General features: G+C 73.9%; 17 protein-coding genes and 1 pseudogene. 9 read left to right on the top strand and 9 right to left on the bottom strand.

Annotated elements, in window-relative coordinates:
* Positions 1-7 precede the first annotated feature (7 nt).
* From HDA31_RS30450 to HDA31_RS30415, 8 genes are all read right to left on the bottom strand, one after another.
* A complete protein-coding gene (locus HDA31_RS30450; protein WP_178066911.1) occupies positions 8-970 on the bottom strand; it encodes a 3-oxoacyl-[acyl-carrier-protein] synthase III C-terminal domain-containing protein in 963 nt (320 codons plus the stop codon).
* Complete coding sequence (locus HDA31_RS30445; protein WP_178066912.1) at positions 967-2,076, bottom strand: acyl-CoA dehydrogenase family protein; 1,110 nt, start codon at positions 2,074-2,076, stop codon at positions 967-969. The genes HDA31_RS30450 and HDA31_RS30445 overlap by 4 nt, the downstream gene beginning before the upstream one ends.
* Entirely contained in the window at positions 2,069-2,350 is a 282-nt protein-coding gene (locus HDA31_RS30440; protein WP_178066913.1) for an acyl carrier protein, read from the bottom strand. The genes HDA31_RS30445 and HDA31_RS30440 overlap by 8 nt, the downstream gene beginning before the upstream one ends.
* Positions 2,347-3,195 carry a 3-hydroxyacyl-CoA dehydrogenase family protein gene (locus HDA31_RS30435; RefSeq protein ID WP_178066914.1) on the bottom strand — a complete coding sequence of 283 codons (849 nt, stop codon included), beginning with the start codon at positions 3,193-3,195 and terminating at the stop codon, positions 2,347-2,349. The genes HDA31_RS30440 and HDA31_RS30435 overlap by 4 nt, the downstream gene beginning before the upstream one ends.
* The gene (locus HDA31_RS30430) at positions 3,192-6,614 is read right to left on the bottom strand and encodes a thioester reductase domain-containing protein (protein ID WP_178066915.1); all 3,423 of its coding nucleotides are present in this window, start codon (positions 6,612-6,614) and stop codon (positions 3,192-3,194) included. Before HDA31_RS30430 ends, HDA31_RS30435 begins: the two co-directional genes overlap by 4 nt.
* The gene (locus tag HDA31_RS30425; protein ID WP_178066916.1) at positions 6,611-6,946 is read right to left on the bottom strand and encodes an acyl carrier protein; all 336 of its coding nucleotides are present in this window, start codon (positions 6,944-6,946) and stop codon (positions 6,611-6,613) included. Before HDA31_RS30425 ends, HDA31_RS30430 begins: the two co-directional genes overlap by 4 nt.
* Positions 6,943-9,960, bottom strand: coding sequence for a condensation domain-containing protein (locus HDA31_RS30420; RefSeq protein ID WP_178066917.1), 3,018 nt, complete (start codon positions 9,958-9,960; stop codon positions 6,943-6,945). The genes HDA31_RS30425 and HDA31_RS30420 overlap by 4 nt, the downstream gene beginning before the upstream one ends.
* A gap of 97 nt (positions 9,961-10,057) precedes the next feature.
* Positions 10,058-11,875: a non-ribosomal peptide synthetase gene (locus HDA31_RS30415; protein ID WP_178066918.1), complete on the bottom strand. Its 1,818-nt coding sequence runs from the start codon at positions 11,873-11,875 to the stop codon at positions 10,058-10,060.
* 570 nt (positions 11,876-12,445) lie between these two features.
* On the opposite strand from HDA31_RS30415, the gene HDA31_RS30410 reads away from it, so the two are divergent.
* The 3 genes from HDA31_RS30410 (at position 12,446) to HDA31_RS30400 (ending at position 15,639) form a co-directional block, all read left to right on the top strand.
* Positions 12,446-13,000, top strand: a complete 555-nt coding sequence (locus tag HDA31_RS30410; protein ID WP_376701479.1) for a flavin reductase family protein — start codon at positions 12,446-12,448, stop codon at positions 12,998-13,000.
* A 117-nt stretch (positions 13,001-13,117) separates the two neighbouring features.
* Positions 13,118-13,882 (top strand): ABC transporter ATP-binding protein, encoded by a 765-nt coding sequence (locus tag HDA31_RS30405; protein WP_178066920.1) that lies wholly within the window; start codon positions 13,118-13,120, stop codon positions 13,880-13,882.
* Positions 13,883-13,914: 32 nt separating this feature from the next.
* A complete protein-coding gene (locus tag HDA31_RS30400; protein ID WP_178067942.1) occupies positions 13,915-15,639 on the top strand; it encodes an ABC transporter permease in 1,725 nt (574 codons plus the stop codon).
* Positions 15,640-15,646: 7 nt separating this feature from the next.
* Here the strand turns inward: HDA31_RS30400 and HDA31_RS30395 are convergent, their stop codons facing one another.
* Positions 15,647-15,901 carry a hypothetical protein gene (locus HDA31_RS30395; RefSeq protein WP_221486727.1) on the bottom strand — a complete coding sequence of 85 codons (255 nt, stop codon included), beginning with the start codon at positions 15,899-15,901 and terminating at the stop codon, positions 15,647-15,649.
* 106 nt (positions 15,902-16,007) lie between these two features.
* On the opposite strand from HDA31_RS30395, the gene HDA31_RS30390 reads away from it, so the two are divergent.
* The 6 genes and pseudogenes from HDA31_RS30390 to HDA31_RS30365 all read left to right on the top strand — a co-directional run bounded on the left by HDA31_RS30390 (position 16,008) and on the right by HDA31_RS30365 (position 21,727).
* Positions 16,008-16,502: an SRPBCC family protein gene (locus tag HDA31_RS30390; protein ID WP_178066922.1), complete on the top strand. Its 495-nt coding sequence runs from the start codon at positions 16,008-16,010 to the stop codon at positions 16,500-16,502.
* Positions 16,503-16,557: 55 nt separating this feature from the next.
* Positions 16,558-17,135 (top strand): annotated as a pseudogene (locus HDA31_RS30385) (flavin reductase family protein); the annotation flags it as partial.
* 134 nt (positions 17,136-17,269) lie between these two features.
* Complete coding sequence (locus tag HDA31_RS30380; RefSeq protein WP_178066924.1) at positions 17,270-17,668, top strand: DUF485 domain-containing protein; 399 nt, start codon at positions 17,270-17,272, stop codon at positions 17,666-17,668.
* Entirely contained in the window at positions 17,646-19,319 is a 1,674-nt protein-coding gene (locus HDA31_RS30375) for a monocarboxylic acid transporter (protein WP_178066925.1), read from the top strand. The genes HDA31_RS30380 and HDA31_RS30375 overlap by 23 nt, the downstream gene beginning before the upstream one ends.
* Positions 19,320-19,433: 114 nt before the next feature.
* Entirely contained in the window at positions 19,434-20,411 is a 978-nt protein-coding gene (locus HDA31_RS30370; RefSeq protein ID WP_077935279.1) for an NAD-dependent epimerase/dehydratase family protein, read from the top strand.
* 77 nt (positions 20,412-20,488) lie between these two features.
* On the top strand, positions 20,489-21,727 hold the full coding sequence (locus HDA31_RS30365) for an LCP family protein (protein WP_178066926.1): 1,239 nt from the start codon (positions 20,489-20,491) through the stop codon (positions 21,725-21,727).
* The last annotated feature ends 229 nt before the right edge of the window (positions 21,728-21,956 follow it).

Genomic DNA, 21,956 nt, shown 5'->3' with positions numbered 1-21,956 from the left:
CCCTTCGTCAGATGCGCCAGACCGTGGCCGCCCAGGCCGCCACGGGGCTGTTGTTGAGGACCAGGACGTGATCGCCGGAGCCGACGTCGCCACCGGCGAGGAGCCGGTCCAGGTTGAGCACGACGTCCATCGCGCCGAGGTGGCCGTACGCGGCGAGCTGGCGCTGGCAGACCGGGTGGATGGGCAGCCCGAGCAGGGACTGGTAGAAGCCGTACGCGCTCGCGGTCACGTTCTGCATGAGCGTCGCGGCGACGTCGGCCTTGGTGATCCCGGCGTCGGCGAGGACCGTCTCGACCATCCGGCCCAGCCGCTGCCGGCTGTGCAGGGCCAGCTCGAACCGGTACCGGTCGGGCGACTCGCACTCCTCGCGCCACTCGTACCAGGGGGACTGCTTGTAGTCCACCCGGAACAGGTCGTGGAACGTGCCGTCGCTCTCCTGCCGGTGCGCCACCAGGGCCGGGCTGCCGCCGCGGACGACGGTCATCGCGTACGCCCCGTCGCCGATCACCGTCACCGGGAAGCGCACCCGGTCCACGCCGGTGGGGCGGCTGGCGTGCGCTATCAGCACGCTCTGCCGGCCCGGGTCGGCGACCAGGAGGTCCCGGGCCAGCGCCCAGGCGGCGCTGGAACCGGTGCAGCCGAGACCGTCCAGGGTGAAGGCGAACGCGCGGTCGAAGCCGCCGTCGAGTTGCAGCCGCCCCGAGTCGGAGCCGAGCAGGACGTCCGGCGCGCGCGACCCCACCATGATCAGCACGTCCGGGTCCAGCGGCGTCGCCTTGCCCAGCTCCTGACACGCCTGGACGGCGAAGTCCGTGGTCGGGGCGTCCGGGAACACGCCGACGCGGTCGATCCCGCAGGTGCCGACGAACTCGCGTTCCTCGGTCCGCAGCGCGTCGACCTCGGGCAGCCCGGCGACCGGGGTGGACCCCTCCGGCAGGACGCAGTGGATCGCCCCGATGCCGACGGTCATGACCAGGCCGCCAGCGCGTGGTCGGCCAGCATGAGCTGGGACATCTCGTTGCTCCCCTCGATGAGCTCCATGAGCTTGGCGTCCCGGTAGGCGCGGGCCACCGGGTGCCCGTCGCGGCTGCCGGCCGACGCGAGCACCTGCACCGCCGTGCTCGCCCCCTCGGCGGCCCGGGTGGCGGCGAAGTGCTTGGCCAGCACCGCGGCCATGACCAGGTCGGACGTCCGGGCGTCCCAGGCCCGGCTGGCGTGCTCGCACAGCCGGGTCGCGGCCTGCTCGGCGACCGTCAGCTCCGCCAGGTGCCGCCGCACGAGCTGGTGGGACGCGAGCATGGCCCCGCCCTGGGCCCGGGAGGCGGCGTGCCGGGCGGCCTCGGCCAGGCAACTGCGCAGGATCCCCACGCAGCCCCAGGCCACGGAGACCCGGCCGTACGTCAGCGCCGTGGTGGCGATCAGGCCCAGCGGCATGGCCGCCCCGCCGAGCACCGCGTCCCTGGGCAGGCGTACCCCGTCGAGGTGGACGTCGGCGTGGCCGGCGGCCCGGCAGCCGAGCGGGTCGGCCACCCGCTCGATGCGGACGCCCGGCGCGTCCGTCGGCACCAGCACGGCCGCGGCCTCGTCGCCGAAGCGGCCGAAGACCACCAGCAGGTCGGCGTACGCGCCGACGGTGATCCACACCTTCTGCCCGTCGACCCGCAGGCCGGTGCCGTCCTCGCTGATCCGGGTGCTCATCGCGGACAGGTCGCTGCCCGCCCCCGGCTCGCTGAAGGCGACCCCGGCGAGGCTGCCGCTGGACAGCGCGGCCAGGTGGGCACGCCGCTGGGCGGCCGAGCCGAGGCGCAGGATGGTCCACGCCGCCATGCCCTGCGAGGTGAGGACGCTGCGCAGCGAGCTGCACCGGGCCCCGGTGGCGGCGGTCAGCTCGCCGTTGTCCAGGCTGGACAGGCCGAGGCCGCCGTACTCCTGGGGGATCTGCGCGCAGAGCACCCCCTTGGTGCCCAGCTCGCGCAGGGTCTCCAGCGGGATCCGACCGGTGCGGTCCCAGGTCTCCGCGTGATCGCCGACGGCGGCGGCGACCAGCGCCGCCGCCTCCGACCACCGCTCAGCCATCGGAGTCCCCGCGCAGCCGCAGGACCAGCTCGGTCATCCGGTCGACCGTCCGGAAGTTGTCGAGCCGCAGGTCGGGCCCGCCGATGACGACGTCGAACGTCGACTCGATGTGCACCACCAGCTCCAGCGCGAACAGCGACGAGACCAGGCCGGCGGCGAAGATGTCGAGGTTCGGTTCGATGTCCTTCTTGGTCTGCCGCTCCAGGAACGCGGTGAGCTGGCCGCGGATCGATCCCGGGCTGAGGGTGTGCTGGTCGGTGGTCGATGAGCTCACTTGGTCCCCCTGTGCTCGTAGAAGCCACGCCCGGTCTTGCGCCCGAAGTCGCCGTCGGCGACCTTGGCCAGCAGCAGCGCGGATGGCTCGTAACCCTGGTCGCCCGTGCGGTCGCGGAGCACCTGCAGCGAGTCGACGACGTTGTCCAGGCCGATCAGGTCGGCGGTGGCCAGCGGTCCGGTGCGGTGCCCGAGGCAGCCGGTGAACAGCAGATCGATCTCCTCCGGCGTGGCGAGCCCCTCGTCCGCGATCCGGGCCGCCTCGTTGATCATCCGTTGCAGCACCCGGTTGATGACGAAGCCCGGCCCGTCCCCGACCACCACGACCTCCCGGCCCATGCCGGTCAGGAAGTCCCGGGCGACGGCCAGCGCGGCCTCGGAGCTGCGCGGCCCCCGGACCACCTCCACCGTCTTGATCAGGTACGGCGGGTTCATGAAGTGGGCGCCGACGGTGCGCTCGGGGTGCGCGACCGAGCCGGCCAGCTCGTCCACCGGGATGGCGGAGGTGTTGGTGAGCACCAGCGCCTCCGGCCCGACGAGCGCGGACACCTCGGTGAGCACCTTCGCCTTGACGTCGGCCAGCTCGGTGACGGCCTCGACGACCACGTCGGCGTCGGCCACGTCGGCCAGGTCCACGGTGGTACGCAGCTCGGCCACGTCCGCCCCGGTCTGCGCCCCCATCAGCCGGGCCAGCCGCAGGTGGCGGGTGACCTCGCCCCGGGCCCGGTCCAGCACGGCCCGGTCGACGTCGACCAGGGTGACCGGCAGGCCGTTGCCGACGGCGAGGGCGGCGATGGCGCTGCCCATCACTCCCGCGCCCAGCACGGCGACATGTCGCTGCTTCATACCCGCTCCTCGATCGCGTTGACGTCATCGCCCCGCCGTCCCGCCAGGTCGGGCAGGAGCGCGGCGAACTCCTCGTGGCGTCCGGCCAGGAACTCCAGGCCCCGGCGCAGCTGCTCGGGGGTGACGGCGGCGGAGAGGCCCTGCTTGCGCAGCCAGGGCTGCCAGCCCCGGACCTGCACGTCGTCCTCGGCCAGCTCGTGCCCCTCCAACTCGTAGAGGGCGACGGCCGACATGACCTCGCTGCCGCCGTCCAGCGCCCGCTCGGCCACCCGCCGCTGCCACTGCGGCAGCGGCATCGGCTCGGTCGGCAGCCCGGCCCGACCGAGCATGTCGAACAGCTCCCGGGTGCTGATCGAACGCTCGTCGGCCAGGTGGTAGACCCGGCCGACCGACGACGGCGACAGCGCCAGCGACACGACCGCCCGGGCGACCACGTCGACCGGGGAGACCGGCTCGGCGCGCTCGTCGGTGGGGTGGGCGCCGACCGCGATGCCGCTGGCGAGCATCCGCCACACCAGGTCCTTGTTGTTGCAGGCCCCGGTGTCCCGGGCCGCCATGATCAGGCCGGGCCGGAACACCCGGCCACGGAGGCCGGCCTCCTCGGCCTTCTCCAGCAGCCGCTCGCCGACCCACTTGCTGACCCCGTAGCCGCCCAGGTCGGAGTGCAGGGGCTGCCTGCGGGTCTCCAGCCGGGTGCCCGCCGTGCCCGACCCCGCGCCCGTCGCGGCCAGCGTCGACACGTAGCTGAAGTCGCGGATGCCGTGCCGGCACATCCAGTTCAGCAGGCCCGCCATCGGCAGGACGTTGTCCTCCCGCAGCGTTCGGTACGGCTCGGTGAAGACCACCCGGGCCGCGCAGTGCAGCACGTGCCCGACCTGGTCGGCGAGTTCGCCGTCGAGGTCCCCGGCGTCCGTGCCGGCGAAGGCCCGCAGGTCCGCCGGGACGACGCGGACCAGCTCGGGGTCCGGCTCCGGCAGGGCCAGACGCGCGGCGGTCTCCCGCAGCCGCCGCATGCCCGCCTGCTCGTCGGCCGCCCGCACGACGCAGTGGACGCGCCGGCCGGCGCGCTGCAACTCGTGCAGCAGGAACGCGCCGAGGTAGCCCGCCGCGCCGGTGAGCAGCACGTCCCGGCCCGGGGCGCGACGCGGGGCCAGCGGCCCGATCGGCAGCGCCAGGTCCGCGTCGATCAGCTCGCCGTCCCGGTCGGCCGCGCTCTGCCGGTCGGGGGTGACGCCGGCCCGGACGATCCCGGCGAGCCGGCGTACGGTGGCCCGGCTGCCGCCGGCCCGGTGCAGGTTGATCAGCACGCCGTACTGCTGCTGGATCCGCAGCACCATCTGCACGGACAGCAGCGACGTGCCGCCCAGCGCGCCGAACTCGTCGTCCATCCCGACGTCGCCCCGGTCGAACAGCTCCCGCCAGATGCCGGCGATGCTCTCCTCGATCGAGTCCCCCGCCGCCGCCGGCTCCGCGCCGACGGGCGCGGGCGTCGGTTGCCGGCGGAACACGTCGAGGTGGTCCAGCGGCCAGTACCGCTTGCGCTGGAACGGGTACGTCGGCAGGCGCAGCCGCCGACCCCGGCCGCCGCTGACCGCCTCCCAGTCCACCGGCACGCCGTGCAGCCAGGCGGTGCTCAGCGCCTCGTCCCAGCCGTCGTCACCGGCGGGCACCAGGACGCCCCGCGAGTCGGCCAGGCCGGCGTCGTCACCGGTCCCGCCCAGCACCACCGCGTACCGGTCCCCGGCGAGGTCGAGCCGGTCGACCACGGCCGCGCCGGGCAGCGCGGCCCGCAGCACGGCCAGCCTCGCGGGCGTCGCCTGCTCCCCCGCCACGATGACGGCGGTGCGGCGGTCGGCCCGCACGGTGCGCACGGCCGGGGGGCGGGGCAGCCGCAGCGCCGCCGCGAGCCGGTCGGCGGGGGCGGTCACCACCCGCCGCTCGTCGAAGACCGCCCGCCCGACCCGCAGCGTGTACGCGACGTCCGCCGCCTGCGCGGGGTCGCTGTCGATCCGGTCGGCCAGCGCCCGGCACAGCTGGTCCAGCTCCACCCGGTTGCGGGCGGAGACGTTCAGCCGGACGACGGGCGCAGCCGGCGCGGGCCGCCGGACCGGCGCGGGCGGCGCGGCCACCACCATCGTGGCGTTGGTGCCGCCCACGCCCATCGAGTTGACCAGCACCAGCCGGTCCGGTTCGGGGCACTCGCGGCGGGTGGTGGTGACGAAGAACGGGCTCTTCTCCAGCTCCGCCGGGTCGCGGGCCACGTCGAACGTCGGGTGCGGGGGCAGCGAGCCGGTGCCGGCCACGTGGATCGCCTTGATCAGCCCGGCGATGCCGGCGGCCGGGCCGAGGTGCCCGATGTTGGACATCACCGAGCCGAGGCCGCAGTAGCCCACCTCGTCGGTGCTGCGCCGGAACGCCTCGGTCAGGGCCAGCAGCTCGATGTGGTCGCCCAGCGGCGTGCCGGTGCCGTGGGCCTCGACGTAGCGGACCGCGTCGGCGGAGACGCCCGCGACCGACAGCGCCGCCGCGATCACGTCGGCCACCCCGTCGAGGTTCGGGGCGGCGTAGCCGAGGCGCGCGCCGCCGTCGTTGCCGACCGCCGAGCCGCGCAGGACGGCCAGCACGGGGTTGCCGTCGGCGAGCGCGTCGGCGAGCCGGCGCAGGGCCACCACCCCGACCCCGGAGCCGTACGTGGTGCCGCTGCTGCTCGCGTCGAAGGAGCGGACGTAGCCGTCCTCGGAGACCCACGCCCCGGGGATCGGCTGGTAGCCGAGCAGCGGCTCCACGACGGTCGCGCCGCCGGCGAGCACCACGTCGCACTCCCCGGCGAGCAGGCTCAGCATGCCGTAGTGCACCGCGTACAGCGACGAGGAGCAGCCCGTCTGGACGCTGACGGACGGCCCGCGCAGGCCGAGCTTGTAGGCCGTCCGCGAGGTCATGAAGTCGGCCTGCCCGCCGACGGTCAGGTCGAGGTCGCCGATCGCGGCGGCGAGCCCGTGGTCACGGACCTTGGCGGCGAAGACGGCCGCCGAGTAGTTGCCGGCGGCGCTGCTGGCGAACACGCCGGTCACCAGGCGGTCCGCGCCGGGCGCCAGGCCCGCCGACTCCAGCGCCTCCCAGCAGGACTCCAGGAAGATGCGCTGCTGCGGGTCGATGGCGTCGACCTCGCGGGGGGTGTAGCCGAAGAAGTCGGCGGCGAAGTCGGCCACCCCCGGCAGGGTCGCGCCGACCCGGACGAAGCCCGGCTGGCGCGTCTCCTCCTCGGTGTGGCCGGCCGCGCGCAGTTGCTCGTCGGTCAGCTCCCGCATCGAGACGACGCCGGTGTCGATGTTGCGCCAGTACTGCTCGGGGTTCCACGCGTCGGGGAAGCGGCAGGCCGTCCCGACGACGGCGATGTCGGTGTCGGAGATCTCGGTCATGACGGTCGGGGCACCTCCGCCGTGCGGGCCCGGCCGAGCAGGGCGCGGCGCTGGCTGGCCCCGGTCACCTGCTGCCGGGGCTCCTCGCCGCCGCCGGCCAGCAGCCTGGCCTGCGCCCGGATCGTGGCGTGCTGGAACAGGTCGGCCACCCGCAGCGACCGCTCGGTGAGCTCGTGCAGGTCCTCCCAGAGCATGATGAGCAGCAGCGAGCTGCCGCCGGCCTCCAGGAAGTTCTGGTCCGGGTCGAGGCTGCCCGGATCGTCGACGTCGAGCACCTCGGCCCAGGCGGCCCGGACCCGATCGAACAGTTGGTCCTCCGTCAGGGTGGTCAATGTCCCTCCAGTGGTCGAGCGGTGGGCTGCCGGATGAGGTCGTCCGCCGCGGCGGTGACCGCGTGCAGGACGGCGTGCGCGGTGGCGGGGTCGAACAGGGCGGCGGAATAGAGCAGCTCCCACCGCAGGTCCTGCCGCCGGTCGACGACGGTGAGTTCGAGCTCGTACTTGAGGTGCAGCGGGTCGAGCGGGCGGACCGTGGCGGTGACGTCCGGCCCGAGGTCGGGGGGTGCCAGTTCGCCGTCGGAGGCGCTGAGGTAGACCGGCGTCACCGGGGGGCGGCCGAGGTCACGGTCGGGATGCAACGCGGCGGCGACCGCGTCGAACGGGGCCGCGGAGTGCCGGAAGCTGAGGTTCGCCGCGTCCCGCACCCGGGCCAGCAGCTCCTGCCAGGTCGGCTCGCCGCTGGTGTCGGCGCGCAACACGAGCGTGTCGATGAACAGGCCCACCGCGTCGGCGCTGCGCGCCCCCGTCCGCTGCGACCACGGGAAGGCGAACAGGAAGTCGCGCTGGCCGCCGACCCGGGCCAGCGCCACCGCCAGCAGCGCGGCCGAGACCATGAACATCGTGCAGCCGGCGTCCGCCGCGACCTTGCGCAGCCGGTCGGCGCGGGTCGGGTCGAGGTCGTACGTCAGCCGGCCCGCCCGGGTCTCCTGGGTGTCGCCGCGGCCCCTGTCGTACGGCAGGGCCACGTCGACCGGCGCGCCGGTGAGCGCCTGCACGACCGCCCGGGTGTCGGCCTGCGCGGCGTCGTCGGGGTCGGTGTGTCCCGTCCCGGCCACCGGCTCGGGCAGGTCCTCGCCCCGGTAGGCCGCCGCGATCTGGCGCAGCACCAGTTGCCGCGACCAGCCGTCGAAGACGATGTGGTGGACGACGACGACGAGGGTGACGCCCCGCCCGCCCCGGTCCAGCAGGTGCGCCCGGGCGGGGGCGGCGCGGGCCAGGTCGAAGCCGGCCCAGCTCCACTCCGCGACGGCCTCGCGCGCCTGCTCGTCGGTCCAGTCGGCGGCGTCCACCACGGTGACGTCACCGGCCGGGCCGTCCGTGCGGTGGTAGACCCGCCGCTGCCGGCGGTCGAGCTCGAAGCGGGCCCGCAGCGCCGGGTGCCGGGCGAGCACGGTCCCGACGGCGGCGCGCAGCCGCTCGACGTCGACCGGGCCGGCGAGGTCCACCACCGTGGGCACCAGGTACGCCTGCCGCAGCCACGGCAGGCGGTCGACGGACCAGAAGCGTTGCTGCGCGGGGCTGGTGGCCTGCCGGCCGTCGCTTCCCGTGGGCGGCGCGGCGGCGGCCCGGGGCGGGGCCGCGAGGAGCCGGGCCAGCCCGGCCACCGTCGGGTCGGCCAGGAACTCCCGCGCCGACAGGACGGTGCCGTCCTGGCGTTCGATGCGGCGCAGCATCGTGACGACCAGCAGGGAGTGGCCGCCGAGGGCGAAGAAGTCGGCCGCCGGGGTCAGCCCGGCGGCGACGGCCTCCGGCGGCTCGTCGACGAGGTCGGCCAGCGCCACGGCAAAGCACTCGGCGGCGCGGCGCAGCGCGGCCTCGGGCACCGGGGCCGCCCCGGCCGTGGCGGCCGTGGCAGGCGTCGGGGGCGTCGCGTCCGGCGCGGCCGTCGTCGCCCACGCCGGGTCCGGCCCGAACCGGGCCAGCTCCGCCAGGGGCACGGCGTACCGTTCCGTCACGGCCCCGAGCAGCCCGAGGTACGCCTCGGCCAGCGCCGTCACCACCGGCCGGGGATAGCGGGCCAGGTCGTGCTCCCAGCGGGCGTACCAGCCGTCGGCCCGCTCCTCGACGGTGAGCATCAGGTCGAACTTGGCGGTGCCGTTGGGCAGCACCTCGGGCAGCGCCCAGCGCACCGGCACCTCGGGGCCGGGCACGGGGAAGTTCTGCAACGCGAAGGCGACCTCGACCAGCTCGGCCCGGGCCGCGGCGGTGAGCCGGTGGTACGGCAGGCGCTGGTAGAGCAGGGTGCGGAACGCCTCGCCCCGGGCCTGGGCGCACAACTGCGCGAAGTCGTCCGCGCCGCCCAGCGCCGCCCGCAACGGCACGGTGTTGACGAAGAAGCCGACGACGTCGTCGGCCTCGAGGCCGGGCCGGTTGGCGGCGATCACCCCGTAGCGGAAGGTGTCCCGCCCGGACCAGAGGCTCAGCAGCACCTGGAACGCGGTGCCGAACAGCACGAACGGCGTGACGCGGTGTTCGGCGGCCAGTGCGGTGGTGCGGTCCCAGAGCCCGGCGGGGAGGGCGGTGACGACCTCGCCGCCCGCCCGCTCCACCGCGCGGCCGGGGGCGGCGGGCAGCGCCCCGGCGAGGGTGAGCCCGGGCCCGGCGGCGAGGAGTTCCGCCGCCCGATCCGTCACCGCGGCGCGCGTGTCGGGTCGGCTGCCCGCCTCCCGGTCGCGCCGGGCCAGCTCGGCGAAGCGGACCCCGACGGCGGGCAGCCGGGGCGGCCGGCCGTCGACGCCGGCCGCGTAGGCCGTGGCGAGGTCGGCGCAGAGCCGCCCCATCGACCAGCCGTCGAAGGCGATGTGGTGCAGGACGAGCAGCACCGCGTCCCCGCCGCTGAGCCCGGTGAACGCGACGCAGCGCAGCACCTGGCCGGTGGCGAGGTCGAGGGGCTCGGCGCAGAGCCGGCGTACCTCGTCCTCGACGTCGGCCCAGGACCCGCCGGGGGCCCGGACCACCCGGACCGGGACGTCGGCGGCTGGGCCGACGAACTGCTCCGGCTCGTCGCCGCGCAGCCGGTAGCCGGTGCGCAGGGGCTCGTGCCGGGCCACCACCGCGGTCAGCGCGACGCCGAGCACCGCCGGGTCGACCCGGCCCTGCCAGCGCAGCAGCACGGGGACGAGGTAGGTGGCCGCGCCGGGGGCGGCGGCGTCGATCAGCCACAGCCGTTCCTGCGCGAGGGACAGCGGGGCGCACTCCGGGCTGTCGGCCGCCGGGTGGCCGTTCTGTGGGAAGTCCGCGCGTGGGATATCGGTCTCCCGCGCCGACCCGGGCGCTCGGGTGTCCATTCGGGTTCCTTCCGTTGGCTGCGCTCGCCGGGGTCGACCCGGCGATCGGCTCCGCGCGTCGGCGTGCTCCGGACGGTCGCTCAGTGCGTGTGGTCGCTCAGTGCGTGCGGTCGAGCGCGACCCTGATCTGGTCGGCCAGGTGGGCGAACGACTCGGCCAGCAGCACGTCGTGCGGCTCGGACCGGACGCCGAGGCGGTCCTGGACCCGCCCGGCGAGCTGGACGGCCATGATCGAGTTGCCGCCCATCTCCAGGAAGTTGCGGGTCGCGGTGGGCTCGCTGCCGACCACGTCCCGCCAGATCCCCCGGAGGGCGGCGGTCACCGGATCGGCCTCAACGCCGCCGTCGGCGGTGTCGGTGCCGGCCACGGCGGTGCCGGCCCCCGGCGCGGCCGGGTCGGGGGCTGCGGCGTCCGGGCCGGACTCCGCCAGCAGCCGGGCGATCGCGGCCCGGTCGACCTTGCCGGTCGGCCCGGTCGGCGGCCGGTCGAGCGGCACCCACCGCGACGGCACCATGTAGTCGGGGACCCGCTCCGCCAGCCGGCGGGCCAGCTCGGTGCGGTCCCACCGCCCGGCCGCCGGCACCACGGCCACGGCGAGCAGCGCCTGCGGCCCGTCGCCGAGCTTCTCGGCGAACGCCGCGTCGGCCAGGCCGGTGGCGGTGATCGCCAGCTCGATCTCGTCCAGCTCGATGCGGAAGCCCCGCACCTTCACCTGCCGGTCCCGCCGGCCCAGCACCTCGACGAGACCGTCGGGAAGCCGGCGGGCCAGGTCACCGGAACGGTAGAGCCGCCCGTCGTCGCCCGGCCGGGTGACGAACCGCTCGGCGGTCAGGTCGGGACGGCCCAGGTAGCCCAGGGCGACGCCGGGCCCCCCGATGCACAGCTCGCCAACCTCGCCCGGGGGGACCTCGGCGAGGTCCGGGCCGAGCACGTGCAGGCTGGTGCGCTGGAGGGGACGGCCCACCGGCACCCGTTCCCGGCCCGCGAGGCTCTCCAGGGTGCAGTCGTGGTACGCGGCGAAGGTGGTGGTCTCGGTCGGGCCGTACCCGTTGACCAGCCGCGCGGGCGGCGAGCCGGCGAGCACCCGGCGCGCGGCGGACAGGTCGAGCTGCTCGCCGCCGACGAGGACGGTGCCGACGGTCCGCAGCGCGGCCGGCCGTTCCCGGGCGATCATGTGGAACAACGAGGTGGTCAGGAACAGCACGTCGATCGACAGGCCGGCCAGGTGCGCCGTCCACTCGTCGAGGGGCAGGTCGGTCACCGCGGGCAGGGGCACCACGCAGCCACCGGCGGCGAGCGCGCCCCAGACCTCGAAGGTGCTGGCGTCGAACGCCGGATTCGAGGTGTGGGCGACGCGGTCGCCGGGCGCGACGGTGCAGAACAGCGGCTCGACCACCAGCCGGGCCACCGCCCGGTGCGGGACCACGACCCCCTTCGGCTCGCCGGTCGAGCCGGACGTGAACATCACGTAGACCGGATCGTCCGCGTCGACCACCGGGTCCGGGTCGTCGCCGGCCACGGCCGGGCCGATCGGGTCCGGACCGGAACCGGTCGGGTCGCCGGCCACGGCCGGGTCGACGCGCCGGGCGGTGCCGAGCCACGGCTCGTCCCGGTCGGCGATCACCACGAAGACGCCAGCGGTGTCCAGCGTCCGGCGCACCCGGTCCACCGGTGCCGCCGGGTCGACCGGCAGGTACGCCGCGCCGGCACGCGCCACCGCGAGCATCGCCACGATCAGCGACCGGCCGCGTGGCAGGGAAAGGGCCACCACCGCGCCCCGGCCGACGCCCAGCCGGCGCAGGTACGCGGCCAGCGCGCCGGAGGACCGCCACAATTGCGCGTAGCTCGTCGCTTCTTCGCAGGTCGGATCGATAATGGCCGGGCTGTCCGGTCGACGCTGGACCCAGCGCTCCACGAGTGACGGAACCGACCGCGGACATTCTGCTGGCAACACATTCCCCCCTGAATGCGCTAGCGACAACGAGCAGGGGGCATCACGGACGACAATTGCTCCCCGCAGCAGTCCCGCGTCACGTTACCAAGATGCCACGGAGGGCAATAGTGATCCACCTCACAGCACTCCGCGCGGCGCGAGCGGGCCACCCAGGGGGAAAATAGCCGAATCGCACCGGATTCGGTGACCCAGCGTGAATGGCTGGAGTCGCTACGCATCGCGCCGACCACAGGTTCCGTCGCGCCACAAGACCGCCCCGAAACGGCCATGACCAGTAATTGTCCGCCACCGAAGCCGCCCTGCCCGGGCACCTCGGAACACGCCGCCAAGCCACATTACGGAGGGTAACGGGCCTTCGGGACTGGCCAGAGTCCGTTATCATCGCGGACACTTCAATCGTGGAGCGCACCCCGACACCGGCAATTCCGGACCATCCTCGAATGGTTCGTCGCGCCACCTGCATTAATGCTGGCCAAACCCGGCCTTGCGCTGACGTGTCACATTCACTTCGGCCAACGGGTCGATCGCCCCGTGCCCGCCCCAGGTGATCGCGCGGGCCGGCGGCGACCGGAACGGGAGGACAGGCTCGTGAACCCATCCACGTCAACGATCGATACAGCCCACTTCCGCTACGTACTGGGGCATTTCGCCACCGGCGTCACGACGGTGACGGCCCTCGACCCCGCGTCCCACCGGCCGGTCGGCCTCACCGTGAACTCGTTCGCGTCCGTCTCGTTGCGCCCGCCGCTGGTCTCCTTCTGCGTCAGCCGGGACAGCGGGAGCTGGCCGGTCATGCGCACCGCCGACCGGCTCTGCGTGAACATCCTCGGCGTCGAACAGCGGGCCGTCTGCGAACGCATGGCCGCCCCCCGGGTGGACCGGTTCCAGGGCCTCGACTGGGAGCTGTCCCCCGGCGGCGCGCCGGTGCTGGCCGGCGTCGTGGCCTGGGTGGAGGGCGCGGTGGAGGCCGAACACGACGCCGGCGACCACGTCATCGTGGTGCTGCGGGTGCACCACCTGCACGGCCAGCCGGACGGGCAGCCCCTGCTGTTCCTCGGCGGCCGGTACGGCCGCTTCACCCACTGAGCGCGACCGCGCGCGCACCCCGGGCGGCGGAGGCCCGACCGCCTCCTGCCCGGGGAGGAGGCGCAGGTCGTCCCTGGGCGGGAGCGGCCGCTGGCCGGCGCCGGATACGGTCGGTACATGACTGATGAGCACCCCGCGCTCGCGCTGCGTGGCCTCGCCAAGCGGTTCGACGGCAAGGTGGCGGTGGCCGGCGTCGACCTCGACGTGCCGGCCGGCTCGTTCTACGGGCTGCTCGGCCCGAACGGGGCCGGCAAGACCACCACCCTGTCCATGGCGGTCGGGCTGCTGCGCCCCGACGCGGGGGGCGCCTGGGTGCTCGGGCACGACGTGTGGGCCGACCCGGTCCGGGCGAAGCAGCTCCTCGGCGTGATGCCCGACGGGGTGCGCCTGTTCGACCGGCTCAGCGGGGCGGAGCTGCTGGCGTATCACGGTCTGTTGCGCGGCATGGACCCGGCGATGGTCGACCAGCGCGCGGCGGAGCTGCTCGACGTGCTCGCCCTCGGCGACGCCGGCCGGACCCTGGTCGTGGACTACTCGGCCGGCATGAAGAAGAAGATCGGCCTGGCCTGCGCGCTGCTGCACGGGCCCCGGCTGCTGGTGCTCGACGAGCCGTTCGAGGCGGTCGACCCGGTGTCGGCGGCCCTGATCCGGGACATCCTGCACCGGTACGTCGTCGGCGGCGGGACGGTCATCTTCTCCAGTCACGTCATGGAGGTCGTCGAGCGGCTCTGCTCGCACGTGGCGATCCTCGCCGAGGGGACGATCAAGCGGGTCGGCACGCTCGACGAGGTGCGCGGCGACCGCTCGCTGGAGGACGTGTTCGTCGAGGTGGTCGGTGGGCGCACGGCGACCGGCGAGGAGCTGGCGTGGCTGTCCCGGTGACCGGTCCGCCGCAGCGGGAGGCGGGCCCGGCCATGGCGGTGACCGGGCCGGCGGGTCAGCCGGCCGGGCGCGCCCGGCCCGTCTCCGCCCGGCACTTCGTCCGGCTGAAGCTGCGGGTGATGGGCAACAACTTCCGGGGCCAGGGCTGGCGGATCGCCATGTTCGTGGGCGGGGTGGTCGCCGGGCTCTGGTTCGCCGCCACCGGCTTCTTCCTGCTGGCCGCGCCGGGGCTGGCCGACGAGCCGACGTACGCGATGATGGCCGCGGCGTTCGGCGGCGGCCTGCTGGTCCTCGGCTGGCTGCTGCTGCCGCTGGTCTTCTTCGGGGTGGACGAGACGCTCGACCCGGCCCGGTTCGCCCTGCTGCCGCTGTCCCGGCGCACCCTGGTCACCGGGCTGTTCGCCGCCGCGCTGGTCAGCGTCCCGGCCGTGGCGGCGCTGGTCGCGGCCGGCGGGCTGGTGCTCACCTCCGGCCTGCTCGGCGGCGCGGTCGCGGCGCTCGTCGCGGCCGTCGGGGTGGTCGCCGGGCTGCTGCTCTGCGTCGCCGCCAGCCGGGCGATGACCAGCGCGTTCGCGACGATGTTGCGGTCCCGTCGGGTACGCGACCTGGCGGCCGTGCTGCTGGCGGTGCTCGCCGCGCTGCTCGGCCCGTTGCAGATCGTGGTGCTCGCCGCCGTGCAGCAGGCCGACTGGGACCGGCTGGCCGGGGTGGCCCGGATCGTCGGCTGGACCCCGTTCGGCGCGCCGTGGACGGTCGGCGTCGACGTGGCCGAGGGACGGGCCTGGGCCGTGCCGGTGAAGCTGCTGATCACCGCGCTGACGATCGGCGCGCTGCTGTGGTGGTGGTCCCGGTCGCTGGAGTCGGCGATGGTCGGCGCGGCCAGCGGCGGCCGGACCAGGGCGCGCGGCGGCGCGGCGAAGACCGGCGACGGTCCGGCGGGGGCCGGAGCCGGTGCGGTCGGGCAGCTCTTTCCGTGGGCGGTCGGCTGGGCGCGCCGGGACCGGTTCGGCGCGCTGGTGGCCCGGGAGTGCCGCTACTGGTGGCGGGACGCCCGCCGGCGGGCCAACCTGATCACGATCGCCGTGGTCGGCATCTTCGTGCCGGTGATGGTCAACTTCGGCGGGGCGAGCTTCTCCACCGGGGAGGGCGTGGAGTTCGCCACCCCCGACTCGTCCCCCGTGCTGGTCAGCATCTCGATGGTGTTCGTCGGCCTGCTCGCCTCGGTGACCCTGGCCAACCAGTTCGGCTTCGACGGCAGCGCGTACGCGGCGAACGTGGTCGCGGGCGTTCCCGGCCGGCTGGAGCTGCGGGCCCGGATGGCCGCCTTCTCGGTGTACGTCCTGCCGATGCTCGCCGTCGTCACGGTGGTCCTGGGGGTGCTGCTGGGTCGGCCGGCGTGGCTGGGCGTGATGGCGGGCAGCCTCCTCGCCGCCTACGGGGCGGGGCTGGCGATCAGCGCGTTCGTCTCGGTGCTGGGGGCGTACTCGCTGCCGGAGACGAGCAACCCGTTCGCGATGAACAGCGGGGCAGGCGTCGCGAAGAGCTTCCTCACCCTGCTGTCGATGCTCGGCACGGCGGTGGCGAGCGTGCCGATGGTGGTCGCCGCGGCGCTGTTCGGCGACGCCTGGCTCTGGCTGGCCCCGCCGGTGGGGCTGGCGTACGGGCTGGGCGCGGCGCTGCTGGGCGCGTACCTGGCCGGTGACGTGCTGGACCGGCGGGCCTCCGAACTGCTGACGGCCGTGACCCCGCGCCGCTGAGCCCAGTTCAGCGGCGGCGCAGGAACGCGTAGAACAGGGCGCTGTTGCTGGAGGAGCTGACGTTGACCAGTTCCCACCCGTAGTGGGTGAGGTATTCGACGGCCTCCAGCAGCTGGGTGACGCCGCTGGTGCTGAGTCGCGGACGGGCGGCGACGGCGAGGTGCCGGTGGGGATAACCCCGGAAGTCCACCTCGTTGCGGAGCACGGCGTCGGCGGCCACGACGCGGGCCTGGGCGAGCTGCTGCGGCGTCACGGGACTCATGCCCGGCACGATAGGAGCCCCCCGCACCCACGCCTGCGCCGGGCTCGCCCGGGACGGGGCGTGCCGGGGCGGGGCCGGCCTGGTCGGCGGGCGGCACAATGGGGCGATGCCTGTCGTCGAGTCGGTGATCACCGTCCCGGTGCCGCCCGAGCTGGCCTTCGCGGTGTCGCAGACCGTCGCGCCGGTGCGCTACCGCTGGGACCCGTTCGTCCGCGAGCAGCACTTCACCGACGGGGCCACGCGCCCGGGCAAGGGCGTGCGCACCTTCACCCGTTCCCGGCACGGCCTGACGATGGTCAGCGAGTACGTCTCCTTCGCCCCGCCGAGCCACGTCGGGATGAAGATGGTCCGGGGCCCGTGGTTCTTCGAGATGTTCGCGGGCGGATGGCGGTTCGCCCCCGGCCCGGATCCCGGCACGTCGGTCGCCACCTGGCGGTATCACTTCCGCTGCCGGCCGGCGTTCCTGCGCCCCGTCGCGCACCGGGTCGGCAGGTGGCTGCTCGGCCGGGACATCCGTCGCCGGATCACCGGGTACGCCGCCGGCTGCACCGACCCGGAGGTGCTGGCCGCCGCCCGCCGCACCCTGCGCTCCGACGAGTGACCCGGGGCCCCGCCCGGCGGGTCGCCACGCCCCGCCCCGCCGCTCTCCGTCCGGCGGGGGGCCGGGTGGGGTCACAATGTTTCACGTGAATCCAGAGCCGGGTGCCGAGATCCACCACGTCGACCCGTTCGCCGTACCGGCGGGACAGCGGTCCCCGGCCCGGCGGCTGCGGGGCCGGCTCGCCGCGCCGGTGACGCTGTGGACCGCGCCCGGCCCCGCCGGCCTGACCGTGTCGTCCACGCTGGTCGCCGAGGGGGAGCCGGACCGGCTGCTGGGCCTGATCGACGCGGAGTCGGACCTGTGGGCGGCGGTCGAGGCGGCGGGGCGGTTCGCCGTCGCGCCGCTGGGCCCGCCGCACCGGCAGCTCGCCGACCGGTTCGCCGGCCTGTTCCCGTCGCCGGGCGGCCTCTTCGCCACCGACGCCTGGACCGAGACCGAGTACGGCCCGGTGCCCGCCGACGCCGCCGGCTGGGCGGGCTGCCGGCTCGACACCGCCCGCGAGTACGGCTGGGCGCTGCTCGTCGAGGCCACCATCGAGCGCATCGACCTGACGGGGGAGAGCGACCCGCTGCTGCACTACCGCGGCCGGTACCACGAGTTGAGCTGACCAGCAGCTACCGGTCACCGGAGTGACCTGGGTCACTCGGCGCAGGCAGGCGACCGCTCGGCGCAGGTGGAGACCGCCGTCGATCCACGTCTTCCCGGGCGGGGCGTGCGGTTCCTACCGTGCGCGAAACCCCCACGCCTGTGAAGGTGGTGATCCACAGATGTCCACGGACACACCCCCGCCGGACGCACCGACCGAGCCGGAGACGCCGGCGTCGGCCGCGTCCACGGCGGACCGGTACCTCGCCGTACAGCGATCGGACGAGTTCGCCGGGTTGCGTCGCGCCCTGCGCGGCTTCATCTTCCCGATGACCGTCGCGTTCTTCCTCTGGTACGCGCTCTACGTGATCCTCTCCGCGTACGCGCGGGACTTCATGGGCACGCGGCTGTTCGGCAGCAACATCAACATCGCCCTGATCTTCGGCCTGCTCCAGTTCGTCTCGACGTTCCTGATCGCCTGGCTCTACTCCCGGTTCGCCGACCGGAAGATCGACCCGACCGCCGACCGGATCCGCGCCGAGATGGGGGAGGTGACCCATGGAGACGGTCCTCGCGGCTGAGGCGGGCAGTGGCACCGCCCGCAACCTGACCATCACGCTGTTCCTGGTGTTCGTGGCGGTGACCCTGGCCATCACCATCTGGGCCAGCCGGCAGACCAAGACCGCCACCGACTTCTACGCGGGCGGCCGCTCCTTCTCCGGCTTCCAGAACGGCATGGCGATCGGCGGCGACTACATGTCGGCCGCGTCCTTCCTCGGCATCGCCGGCATCATCGCCCTCTACGGCTACGACGGCTTCCTCTACTCGATCGGCTTCCTGGTCGCCTGGTTGGTGGCGCTGCTGCTCGTCGCCGAGCTGCTGCGCAACTCGGGCCGGTACACGATGGCGGACGTCCTGGCGTTCCGGATGCGCCAGCGGCCGGTGCGCACGGCGGCGGCGGTGTCCACCATCACCGTGTCGATCTTCTATCTGCTGGCCCAGATGGTCGGCGCGGGCGCGCTGGTGGCGCTGCTGCTGGGCATCAAGCCGGGCACCACGTTCCTCGGCATGGACGCCGACACCGCGAAGGTCGCCACGATCATCATGGTCGGCGCTCTGATGATCATCTACGTCACCGTGGGCGGCATGAAGGGCACCACGTACGTCCAGATCGTCAAGGCGTTCCTGCTGATGACCGGCGCGCTGGTGATGACCCTGCTGGTCCTGGCGAAGTACAAGTTCAACCTGTCGTCGCTGCTCGGCGACGCCGCCGCCTCCTCGGGCAAGGGCAGCGCCTTCCTCGAACCCGGCCTGCGCTACGGCGTCGAGGTGGCCGGCAACGCGACGCAGACCTTCTACAACAAGGTCGACCTGCTCTCGCTCGGCATCGCGCTGGTGCTCGGCACGGCGGGCCTGCCGCACATCCTGATCCGCTTCTACACCGTGCCGACCGCCAAGGCGGCCCGCAAGAGCGTGCTCTGGGCGATCGGCATCATCGGCTCGTTCTACCTGCTCACCCTGGCCCTCGGCTTCGGCGCGGCGGCCCTGGTGGGCGGCCCGGCGATCACCGCCCAGGACAAGGCCGGCAACACCGCCGCGCCACAGCTCGCCGAGGAGCTGGGCATCACCTTCCTCGGCGGCGACCTCGGCGGCGCGACCATGCTGGCGATCATCGCGGCGGTGGCCTTCGCCACCATCCTGGCCGTGGTCGCCGGGCTCACCCTGGCCTCGTCGTCCAGCCTGGCGCACGACTTCTACGCCAACGTCATCAAGAACGGGCAGGCGTCGGAGCGCCAGGAGGTCCGGGTGGCCCGGGTCTCGGCGCTGGTCATCGGCGCGGTCTCGATCGCCCTGTCGATCTACGCGCAGAGCCTGAACGTGGCCTTCCTGGTGGCGCTCGCGTTCGCGGTGGCCGCCTCGGGCAACCTGCCGGCGATCCTCTACAGCCTGTTCTGGAAGCGGTTCAACACCTCCGGCGCGGTCTGGGCGATCTACGGCGGCCTGCTCGCCGCCGTGCTGCTGGTGTTCTTCTCGCCGGTGGTCTCCGGAGCGCCGACGTCGATGTTCCCGGACCACGACTGGCACTGGTTCCCGCTGTCCAACCCGGGCATCCTCTCCATCCCGTTCGGCTTCCTGTGCGGGTGGATCGGCACGATGATCTCCAAGGAGAGCGACGAGGACAAGTACGCCGAACTGGAGGTGCGTTCCCTCACCGGCGCGGGCGCGCACTGACCCGATCCGCTCGGCCCCGCACCGGCTGAGCTGGTCGAGAAGGGCCCCCTGTACAACGTTTCGCGTTAACAGGGGGCCCTTCCTTCCCTCTCGTACCTGTATAGGCTGGTCGGTATGAAGGTTGCCCCGCGCTTCGGTCCCGGTCACCGCGTCCTCGTCACCGGCGGCGCCGGCTTCGTGCCGTCGCACCTGGTCGACACACTCGTCGCCCGTGGCTGCACGGTGGTGGCGCTGGACAACTTCGTCACCGGCTCCAAGGACAACGTGGCCCACCTGCACGACAAGCCGAACTTCACGCTGGTCGAGGCGGACATCTCCGACGGGCTGCCGACCCACCACCCGGCGCTGGCCGAGCGGTTCGACGCGATCATGCACATGGCGTCCCCGGCCAGCCCCACCGACTTCGCCACCCTGCCGGTGGAGATCCTCCGGGTCGGGTCGGTGGCGACCCTGCACCTGCTGGACCGCGCGGTCGCCGACGGCGCCCGGTTCCTGATGGCCTCCACCTCCGAGGCGTACGGGGACCCGAAGGAGCACCCGCAGCGCGAGACCTACTGGGGCAACGTCAACCCGATCGGCGTACGCAGCGTCTACGACGAGGCGAAGCGGTTCTCCGAGGCGGCCACGATGGCCTACCACCGGTACCGGGGGCTGGACGCCGCGATCGTGCGGATCTTCAACACGTACGGCCCGCGGATGCGGCCGGACGACGGCCGCGCGATCCCGACGTTCATCTCGCAGGCGCTGCGCGGCGAGCCGATCACCGTGCACGGCACCGGCAACCAGACCCGGTCGATCTGCTACGTCGAGGACCTGGTGCGCGGCATCCTGCTGCTGCTCGACTCGACGGAGACCGGCCCGGTCAACTGCGGCACCGAGCACGAGCTGACCATGCGGCAACTGGCCGAGTTGATCGTGTCACTCTCCGGCAGCACGTCCGAGGTGACGTACGTCACCCGGGCGGCCGACGACCCGGAGATGCGCCGCCCCGACCTGACCCTCGCCCGTGAACTGCTCGGATACGAGCCGGCGGTGGCGCCCGAAGACGGCCTCCGCCGCACGATCGAGCACTTCCGCGAGCGGCTAGGGTAGCCGGTCCGCGCGACGCGGCCCGCCGGCCGGCCTGCGATTGAGGGCGACACTCGACCGGGCTACGTACCCTCGGGTACATGTCAGCGACCGCTTCCGCCGGCGTTCCGGTCCCGCCCCTGCGTCGCAGCGCGGGGCGTGCCCCGGTGCCCGGCCCCGGCCAGGGCGGCCCGGGGCGCGCCAGCGTGCCCGGGGCCCAGTGGTATCCCACCCACGACGACCGGCCCCGCAGCGGCGGCTTCGGCGGGTCGGACGGCCCGGGTGGACCCGGCGGTCCCGGCGGGCCGGGCGCTCCCCGGCGGTCCGGCGGGCGCGGGCCGCGCCCGAGGTGGGGCCGGATCGGCCTGGTGGCCGGCGTGGCGGTGCTCGTCCTCGCGCTGCTCGGCGGGGTCGGCGCGTGGCTCTACACCCGCAACCTCAATCAGGACCTGGCCCGCACCGACCCGTTCTCCGAGCTGACCGGCGGCCGGCCGCCGAAGGCGGTCGACGGGGCGCTGAACATCCTGCTGGTCGGCAGCGACTCGCGGGACCCGGACGCCCCGGTGGACCAGCAGAGCCAGTGGCGGGCCGACACGATCATCGTCATGCACATCCCGGCCGACCACAAGTCCGCCTACCTGGTCTCCATCCCCCGCGACCTCTACGTGCCGATCCCGGAGAACGCCCAGGCCGACTGCGGCTCGGCGCAACGGGCGAAGATCAATGCCGCGTTCGCGTTCGGCGGCCTGCCGCTGGCCGTGAAGACGGTGGAGTGCTTCACCGACGTCCGCATCGACAACGTGATGGCGATCGACTTCGCCGGGTTCAAGCAGGTCACCGACGCGCTCGGCGGGGTGGACCTGAAGGTGGAGCGGTCGATCACCTCGATCCACAAGCCGTTCCGCAAGTTCACCAAGGGCACCATGCACATGAACGGCGCGGAGGCGCTGGACTGGATCCGGCAGCGCAAGCAGTTCCCCGACGGCGACTTCGCGCGCATGCGGCACCAGCAGGAGTTCCTCAAGGCCCTGCTGGACAAGGCGGCCAGCACGGGCACCCTGACCAACCCGAAGAAGCTCAACGGGTTCCTCCAGTCGGTGACGGACGCCGTGACCGTGGACCAGGGCTTCTCGCTCGTCGACATGGCGGTGCAGTTCCGCAGCCTGCGCGGGGAGAACCTGATCTTCATCACCAGCCCGAACTCGGGTAGCGACACGATCAACGGCGAGTCGGTGGTCGTCTCGGACCGGGAGAAGGCGCTGGCCATGTACCAGGCGATGACGGCGGACAAGATGGCCGACTGGGTGAAGGCCAACCCGCCGGAGGGCAGCTCGGGGTGACGACTTTCCGGTAACGAAGGCTGATCCCGCCTGGTCGTTACTTCGACACACGTCAGCGCCGGTCGGCGGCCGGACCCCGTTCCACCGGGGGCCCTACCGCCGACCGGCCGCATTCCTTTGACCGTTCGGGTGAATTCCGCAGGCAACTACGAAGATAACTGCGAATAGCCGGCGGACGAACTCGCCTTGACGGGAAGCGGTACGTACAGTGGTCCCGCCCCCCGATCAC

Origin of the sequence: Micromonospora carbonacea, from assembly GCF_014205165.1 — a bacterium.
GTDB classification, from domain to species: domain Bacteria; phylum Actinomycetota; class Actinomycetes; order Mycobacteriales; family Micromonosporaceae; genus Micromonospora; species Micromonospora carbonacea.
This window is presented reverse-complemented; position numbering and strand designations above follow the sequence as displayed.